4 protein-coding genes are annotated in these 7,290 nt (G+C 51.2%); 3 read left to right on the top strand and 1 reads right to left on the bottom strand.

From position 1 onward, the window contains the following. A partial coding sequence (locus tag J5224_RS19485) for a retention module-containing protein (protein ID WP_264626924.1) occupies positions 1-1,658 on the bottom strand: 1,658 nt, incomplete at its 3' end. Between the two features lie 526 nt (positions 1,659-2,184). Between J5224_RS19485 and J5224_RS19480 the strand changes: the two genes are divergently transcribed. The 3 genes from J5224_RS19480 to J5224_RS19470 all read left to right on the top strand — a co-directional run bounded on the left by J5224_RS19480 (position 2,185) and on the right by J5224_RS19470 (position 7,194). Continuing rightward, the gene (locus tag J5224_RS19480) at positions 2,185-3,534 is read left to right on the top strand and encodes a TolC family outer membrane protein (RefSeq protein ID WP_264626923.1); all 1,350 of its coding nucleotides are present in this window, start codon (positions 2,185-2,187) and stop codon (positions 3,532-3,534) included. A gap of 125 nt (positions 3,535-3,659) precedes the next feature. Further along, positions 3,660-5,846 carry a type I secretion system permease/ATPase gene (locus J5224_RS19475; protein WP_264626922.1) on the top strand — a complete coding sequence of 729 codons (2,187 nt, stop codon included), beginning with the start codon at positions 3,660-3,662 and terminating at the stop codon, positions 5,844-5,846. Further along, the gene (locus tag J5224_RS19470) at positions 5,833-7,194 is read left to right on the top strand and encodes an HlyD family type I secretion periplasmic adaptor subunit (RefSeq protein WP_264626921.1); all 1,362 of its coding nucleotides are present in this window, start codon (positions 5,833-5,835) and stop codon (positions 7,192-7,194) included. The genes J5224_RS19475 and J5224_RS19470 overlap by 14 nt, the downstream gene beginning before the upstream one ends. Positions 7,195-7,290 lie beyond the last annotated feature (96 nt).

The following is a 7,290-nucleotide window of genomic DNA, read 5'->3' as shown; positions in this document are numbered from 1 at the left end:
GCCGGGTCAGTGGCGGTGGCCTTCACGTCCACCTTGCCTTCCGCCAGATCGCTCAGATCTGCCGTGGTGCTCCACTTACCGTCTACCACCGTGACACCGGTCATCGTGACCACTTTGCCGTTCACGTCCGTGAACGTCAGATCCACCGTCTTCTCGCTGCTGGTACCGCTTACCGGCGTGGCTTTCGACTCGGCGGTATTGATGTAGCCGTCGTCGCCGGCAAAGTGCTCGATATCGACACTCGGACCGGTTACGTCCAGCGTAGAACTGGCAGTGTCGTGCGCCTGATTGCCCGCCGGGTCAGTGGCGGTGGCCTTGACGTCCACCTTGCCTTCCGCCAGATCGCTCAGGTCCGCCGTGGTGCTCCACTTGCCGTCTACCACGGAGACGTTCTTCACTTCCACGGTTTTGCCGTTGGCGTCAGTAAACACCAGATCTACCGTCTTCTCGCTGCTGGTGCCGCTTACCGGGGTGGCTTTGGATTCGGCGGTATTGATATAGCCGTCGTCGCCGGCAAAATGGGTAATCGCAACGTCAGGCGCAGTCGTATCGACACCGTAAGGGCGCGTAGCATTGGCAGTAGTCTGGTTACCCGCCTCATCCGACGTGGTCACAGAGGCGTTGACGGCACTGTTACTTGCCAGCACGCTACCCGGCACGCCGTCGACACTCCACGTTTTACCGTCCGCATTCACCGTGGTGGTATAACGTTCAGTGCCAATCGTCACGGTGACGGTATCACCCGCCTTCACGTCACCCGATACCGTCCCGCCAATAGTATGACTCTGCCCAGCCTCTTCAGCGTTAACCACATCGTCACTGGCAATAAGATCGATCGTAATGCTTGCATCAGGTGGCAACGTATCAACGGTTACCGAATCCTGTCCGCCGGTACCGGGAATGCCGTTTTCATCGCTATATGAACCATCAGGAACGGTGACAGTGACCGTCCCTTCGAAATTGGGATTTGGGGTGAGCGTGCCCGTCCAGCGAGTAGGATCAGTGGGGTCCTGAACCAGATTGGTTAACGTACCGTTGCTCACGCTCACATCACTGGCATCAAAACCGGCTGGCGGCTTGGTAAACGTGAAGGTCACCGAGCCATCAGGATTGATAACAATGGTCAACGCTGGAGGTGTAGTATCAGGTGTCGTTTCGCTGCTGGCTGCGGCGGCGAGATTTGTAGCGTCAGCGCCAGTCAGGTCGTCGGTAGATGTGGCTGCAAATGCTAACCCTTGGGTTTCATAGCCTGAGGTTGGAGCAACAATCTGCCCCGTCAGGTCAAGCACAACCTCCGCCTGACTGCCACCACCATCGCCTGCTTCACCAATGTCAGTATTACCCGCTGCTGGCGCTTCCAGTACTTGAGTAGGGTCGGCGCCTTGTGCGATGGCATCCTGTAACGCTGCCACATCCTGAGCATCTTGCGCGGTAGCCTGCGGCACCACGCTGGTGTTGTCACTCCACTGGCTGTTTCTCCCAACATCCAGGGTTTTTCCATCCGGCAACGTGATAGACACGGAACCGTCGCCACCCGTGACGATTTCTTCGCCACGGTAAATTTTGTCACCTGCTGTTAATAACCGCTGTGTGCCATCAAGAGAAATGACGAAGACTTGCCCGATAACGAATTTAATGATACCGATTACGCTATTCACTACGGCTTCTCCTTGATATCTATAATTATTTTTATACAGATATTGAGTTGTTGTAAGGGGATATCAACATCATCCTGATGGGTAAATCTGCGATTAGCTCTCCTGGCCTTGAAACTGTGTAGTCATCAATCAACGCACGTTGACCGCACACTTGCTTAAGCAAAAAAAAGCGCTCCAGAAATGTTAACCAATTAGTATGCTAATGAGTTAACCATGATGGAGAAAACCGGTTTGCCAGAGCAAAAAATGACGGTATAGACGTCAATCACTTGACTCGCTAAGCATAATCATAAAAAATTCGGAATATTCTTGCTACAAACTTTAATACAAAAGAGCATCAAATATTTCTCAAACATTGAATCAGAATGAGATAACAATACAATCAACTGATCATAAAGGAGTTTTAAAACTCTCACGGTGTGCTATTGAGAAAAAAGTGCGTGAGATAAAATTAGGAATAATCACAAAAAAAACCAAGCATTCAAATTAATCACAGCGTTTACATGCCATAAAGGAAAACAGCATTATGCTACCTGTATTTCGATACGCTTTTTTACCTTTAGGGATTATGGTCGCACAGCCCACCAGCGCCGCGACTTTACAGGATGTAATCAAACAAACTCTTGCCACGCACCCCGAAGTTAGTGCGTCGGTAAACAGTCGTCTCTCCGCCGATCATGATTTGCGCTCCGCCAAAGGTGGATATCTGCCGTCAATCAACTTAAACGCAGGTACCGGACGCGAGGAAACAGACACAGTTTCTACACGCGCCAGCGGCGGCAAAAAGGAACTACAACGCAGCGAATCCAGCATCACCTTGCAACAAACACTGTTTGACGGATTTGCCACGTCGAGTGAAGTCGGTCGGCAGCGAGCTACCGTTAATTCTCGTGCCTATAAGGTGCTTAATACCTCTGAGAACGTGGCCCTGAACGCGGTTCAAGTATATCTCGATGTGCTGCAACGGGCAGAATTCGTCAAACTGGCACAAAATAACCTCGCTAACCATGAGCGTATCTACGATCAAATTCGGTTGCGCAGCCAGCAAGGCGTTGCACGTTTGGCGGATCTCGAACAAGCAGAAGCGCGCCTGGCGCAGGCAAGAAATAATCTGCTGACCGAACAGACCAATCTTGATGACGCAAAAACTAACTACTTTAGTGTAACAGGCAGCGAACCGGACAACCTCACACTGCCGGATATGTCAATTTTGACCATGCCCGCGTCTTTAGCAGAAGCCCGACGCGTTATGCTCACCAACAGCCCGATACTCAAATCCGCAGAATCTGACATCACAGCAACACAAAAACAATATGAAGCGGCAAAGTCTTCTTATTACCCTAGAGTGAATGTTGAACTGGACCGCACCATGAACAACAACGTGGATGGCACGCGCGGAGAGAGCAACGAGTGGCAGGCAATGGTCAGAATGCGTTACAACCTCTATCAAGGGGGAAGTAACAAGGCCAACGCAGATGCAAAAGCGTATCAAATCAAAGAGGCGCAGGATATTCGCAACAACACGCTGCGTCAGTTGAACGAAGAACTGCGTCTTGCCTGGACGGCGCTGAATAATGCCCGCCAGCAAATCCCCATCGCCGCCGAGTATGCCGATCGCAGTATGAAAGTTCGCACGGCCTACCAAAAACAATTCAGCATTGGCGAACGCACACTGCTGGATTTGCTGGACAGTGAAAATGAGCTTCTCACCGCACAGCGTCGTCTGGTAGAGATTCAATTCATTGAGAGGTTTACCGAGTATCGTATCAAGGCCAGAATGGGAGACCTGCTGCGCAACCTTTCTATTCAGAGCCCAACAGCAGGACAAAGTTTAGATAACGTCACGGCAGATGTGGATTTGCCTTCATTAAACTAGCATCTGCGTCGGAAACGACAGTGGGTTGCACGAGGCCGTGACTCGTTTGTCTGCCGTGTTTTACCTCACGTATCATGCGTGTGGTAAGCACGGCGGACTGTGTTGTGTAAGGGAAGATCAGTGAGATGAAGTTACATTCCGTCGAGGATATCGATACTCAGGAAGCGTCCGTTGCGCATGAACACAACGATCCTCGCACCCGTCATGACGATCCGTTACTGGATGGTTTGTTGATTTTATGCGCGCTACAGGGCAAATCTGCGAGTCGCGCGACGCTCACTGCGGGTCTTCCTTTGGCAAAACAGCGCCTGACGGTGACATTACTGCCACGCGCAGCCAGCCGAGCAGGGTTACAAGGCCGGGTATTAAAACGCCCGCTGGATGGCATTCCCGATATGTCACTGCCTGCCATGTTATTGCTGCGAGAAGGCCGTTCGGCGGTGCTGCTTGGCTGGAACGACGATGGTTCAGCACGCATCATGCCGAGTGAGACGGAAGGCGGCGAGATACAGGTCGATCGCAACACGCTTCAGCAAAATTATCTTGGTCTGGTGCTGTTTGCACAACCGAGACACGCCTTTGATATCCAAAATGAATCACTGATTCCACGCACTAAGTCCTGGTTCAAGGACACGCTCAAGCTGTCACGTTTCCTGTATGCCGATGCGGTACTGGCCAGTTTTATTATCAATATCATCGCGCTCGCCACGCCACTGTTCGTGATGAATGTGTATGACAGGGTGGTGCCCAATCAAGCAACCGCAACCTTGTGGGTGCTGGCGATTGGCGTTATTGGTGCGTTTATTTTCGATCTTATCCTGAAAACGCTGCGTGGCATTTGCCTCGATATGGCAGGAAAAAAGACCGATCTGATCATCTCGGCCTCGCTGTTCGAACGCATCATTGGGATGTCGATGATTGCGCGACCCGCCCGCGTAGGCAGTTTTGCGCAAAATATTCATGAATTTCAATCGTTGAGAGATTTCCTCTCATCGCTGACCTTGACCACGCTGATCGATTTCCCGTTCACGCTGCTGCTGCTGGTGGTGATTGGCCTGATTGGTGGTCCGCTGGTGTGGGTGCCAATACTCACCTACCCTATTGCCTTAGCCGTAAGCTGGGCGCTGCAAAAACCGCTGGTTGCCACCATCAGTAAAACGATGGAGCTGGCCAGCGAGCGTCAAGCTACCCTGATAGAAACGCTCAGCAGCCTGGATGCGCTAAAGGTGAACAATGCTCAGAGTGAGCGCCAGCACAGTTGGGAACAAACACTGGGCAGTCTCAGTCGACTGGAAATGCGCGCCAAAGCGCTCTCTTCGCTGGCGGTCAACCTGACGCTGGGGTTCCAGCAAATCGCCGGTGTGGTGATGATTATCGCGGGCGTCTACCTGTTGATTGATGGCAAACTCAGTATGGGCGGATTGATTGCCAGCTATATGCTCAGTGGCCGCGCACTTATGCCCCTTGGTCAGCTATCGGGTCTGGTGGCGCGTTATCAGCAGGCCAAGATAACCATGACGACCACGGAAGAGATGATGCAGTTGCCGCAAGAGCGCCAGGAGAATGAGCGACCACTCAAACGTGAACGAATTCAAGGCGGCCTGGAATTCCGCGACGTGACCTTCAGTTACCCCGAGCAGAAGCACCGCTCTTTGCATAGCATCAACCTCGCTATCGCCGCAGGCGAAAAAGTCGGCATCATTGGCCGCAGCGGTTCAGGCAAAAGTTCGCTGGAAAAACTGATCGTCAATCTGTATCCCCCAAGCGAAGGGAATATTTTGATCGATGGCGTGGACACACGTCAGTTGGATGTCAGCGATTTGCGCCACAACATTGGCTATGTGCCGCAGGATATTCAACTGATCAGTGGCACCCTGCGTGATAACTTGATCAGCGGTGCTCGCTATATTGATGATGAATCCATGCTGCGCGCCGCCGAAATCGCCGGTGTCAACGAATTCGCGCGCCTACATGCGGATGGCTACAACTTACAGGTTGGGGAGCGCGGCATGCAACTCTCTGGCGGTCAGCGTCAGGCCGTCGCCATCGCGCGCGCACTGTTGCTCGATCCGCCGATCATTGTGTTAGATGAACCCACCAGTTCAATGGACAACACCAGCGAAGACCGTTTAAAACAGGCATTACAACCAGTGTTGCAAAACAAAACGCTGCTGTTGGTGACACATCGCGTCTCCATGCTGGCCCTGGTAGATCGTTTAGTTATTATCGATAAAGGCCGCATTATTGCCGATGGTCCGAAGGCTATCGTGATGGATGCGTTAAAGAAAGGACAGATCAATGCATCTCGCTAAACGCACCGCGGATTTCCTTCGCTATTTCTCCCGCAGGGATCGGGAAACGCTTCAGGCGATCCCTGAAGTCAGTCGCGCGATGCTGGAAGATTCCCCGAAAGCGATTCGAATTACGCTGTGGGCAATTTTCTTTTTTTTCCTGTTTTTCATCTTGTGGGCCGCTTTTGCCAGTATTGATGAAGTCACACGCGGCGATGGTAAGGCCATTCCGTCATCCCGCCTGCAAAAAATCCAGAACCTGGAAGGCGGTATCGTCACTGAGGTTTACGTTCACGAAGGGCAAATCGTTAATCAGGGCGATCCGTTACTGAGACTCGATGACACGCGCTTCGCCTCAAACGTTGGCGAAACGGAGGCTGACAGGCTAGGGCTACTCTCGCGTATCGAACGCTTGACGGCTGAAATCAACGATCGTGAATTAAACCTCTCAGCAGAAATCAAAGAAAAAGCCCCGGCTATCGCCCAAGGTGAAATGGACCTGTACAACAGCAGACGCCAACAATTTCGCAATGAGATCTCTGGTCTGGAAGAACAACTGGTACAGAAAAAACAGGAGCAGCGCGATTATGTGGCCAAGCAGACGCAATTTCGTAATAGCCTCAATTTACTGCAACAAGAAATAAGAATGTCAGAGCCTTTGATTGCCGAGGGTGCAATATCCAAAGTTGAAGTGCTGCGCTTAAAACGGGCCGAAGTGGAAACCCAAGGGCAGTTGGAATCCATGACACTGTCGATTCCTCGCGCTGACTCTGCCATCAAGGAAATTGAAAACAAGATTCAGGAAACGCGCGGACGCTATAAAAGCGACGCGTTATCACAGTTGAATGAAGCACAAACCAACCTGAACAAGATAGCCGCCACGGGTAAGGCGCTGGAAGACCGCGTGAACCGTACTCTGGTGGTCTCTCCGGTAAAAGGTATTGTGCAGCAGATGATGGTCAATACCATTGGTGGTGTTATCCAACCAGGAAACGACATCGTAGAAATTGTTCCACTGGATGAAAATTTATTGGTTGAAGCAAAAATCTCACCGCGAGATATTGCCTTTCTTCACCCAGGCCAGAATGCCATTATCAAACTGACAGCCTACGATTATACAATCTATGGCGGATTAAAAGGGAAAGTTGAACAAATTAGCCCTGACACCATGACCGATAAGGAAGGCAACAGCTTTTATATCGTTCGGTTGCGCACAGATAAGAATTATTTGGGCACTGAAGATAAGCCTCTGGTGATTATTCCCGGTATGGTCGCATCCGTAGACATTATTACCGGAAAGAAAACGATTCTGAGTTATTTACTTAAACCCATCATCCGTGCAAATGCCGAAGCACTGCGGGAACGCTAATTATCACACAGTGCTATTCAAGGCTTTCATTGAACACACAAACTGCCCTCTTAATGGCAGTTTGTGTGGTTCATTTCCCTGACGTCCCCACCATTG

The sequence above is a fragment of the Candidatus Symbiopectobacterium sp. NZEC135 genome, from assembly GCF_025962695.1.
Note: the sequence above shows the minus strand (reverse complement) of the source record. Positions and strands in the feature narration are given on the sequence as shown.